Origin of the sequence: Klebsiella sp. TF21-TM, from assembly GCF_019753495.1 — a bacterium.
Lineage (GTDB): Bacteria > Pseudomonadota > Gammaproteobacteria > Enterobacterales > Enterobacteriaceae > Klebsiella > Klebsiella quasipneumoniae.
The window spans coordinates 1-1,296 of the sequence record NZ_JAIJYL010000103.1 but is presented as its reverse complement, the minus strand read 5'-3'; the positions used below and the strand labels follow the sequence as shown (position 1 = coordinate 1,296).

The 1,296-nt window shown below is 39.1% G+C and carries 2 pseudogenes; one reads left to right on the top strand and one right to left on the bottom strand.

From position 1 onward, the window contains the following. Window positions 1-391, top strand: a pseudogene (locus K5R89_RS27085) (hypothetical protein); the annotation flags it as partial. A gap of 634 nt (window positions 392-1,025) precedes the next feature. Here K5R89_RS27085 and K5R89_RS27080 read toward each other — a convergent pair. After that, a pseudogene (locus K5R89_RS27080) lies at window positions 1,026-1,296 on the bottom strand (hypothetical protein); the annotation flags it as partial.

Sequence of the window (1,296 nt, the reverse complement as noted above, 5' to 3'; positions counted from 1 at the left end):
AAACATCGTCTCTATACAGATGAATTTCCTGGTCAATCTATGGAATCTGGCCAGATTTAAACCGGCTTATGTCAGGGATTATTTGGCTCTGTCTAATGACGCTTTTCAGATGCTCCTCGATACAGAGATGTCCGCCTTTGTTGAGGTGACAAATGTGGTTCTCTTTCCCCGGTTTAGAACCTATGTTACCGGACGACGTGATCACAAAGTATATGCATGGGGTTACGAGATTATGGCTGATGTTCTGGAAGGTTTCATCCCCATGCGAAATATGAAAAACTTACGGTTCGAATTTTCTCTTAAAGATTCATGTGAGAAGATTAAATTATTTTGGCGATGTCTGGATGTTATATTAGTTAACAGACTTCACATCCTTGATATTGTAATTTGATTAAGGTTAACTCAGGATGGAAAATAACAGTGCCCGAGCATGCTTCGTTAAAGTTAAGTTTTCTGAAAACATGAAGTGGTTTTTCCTGCCGGTCGACAGAACAGGACCAGATATACGTTAAGGAGAATGCGAATAATGGGCTTAAAAAAGAGCGAAGTAAGCTAGTTAAATAGTCTGATAAGTGCAATAAAGTCAGTGTAATTTGATGCCAATAAATATCAAATAATAGTTCTGCATGGTCGTAAAGTTGTCGATAGTTTGGAGTGGATAAAAGGGACAAATACAAAAAAAAGGGTAGGTAAATGGCTCGGTGAAAAATACGCCATGTTGCTCTAAAGTGTCGTTGTGAACAATGCTATTCACATTTTCGGATATGACACGTAAAACCCTACAGAATCAATAAGAGAAATGTATTTTAATATAATTGTTGATTTTTTAATAAATGCGGGTATACGCTGGAATACTACTCACCCAAAGTCAATAGGGCTGTTGAAATTCTCGGCGGGATACCGGAAGCTGACTGTAAAGACTATTTCCTGCCATGTAAAAAGCCCTTCATACATGCACCGGACAGGTATTATTCCTGCCCAACATGCAGTGCAAAAAAATGACAAGTTGCTATTATGCGTTATTCTCAGTCCTTTGTTCCCTTTGAATAAAAATAATTAATAATACATGGAAAATCAGCTTTACACACCGCAAGTATCATCTGCCATATCACTTTTGTATCGACGGGAGGCTTTGTTGAATAAATCGAACTTTTGCTGAGTTGAAGGATCATATCACGCATCTTCCCGACAACGCAGACCGTTCCGTGGCAAAGCAAAAGGGCTTTGTTGAATAAATCAGATTTCGGGTAAGTCTCCCCCGTAGCGGGTTGTGTTTTCAGGCAATACGCACGCTTT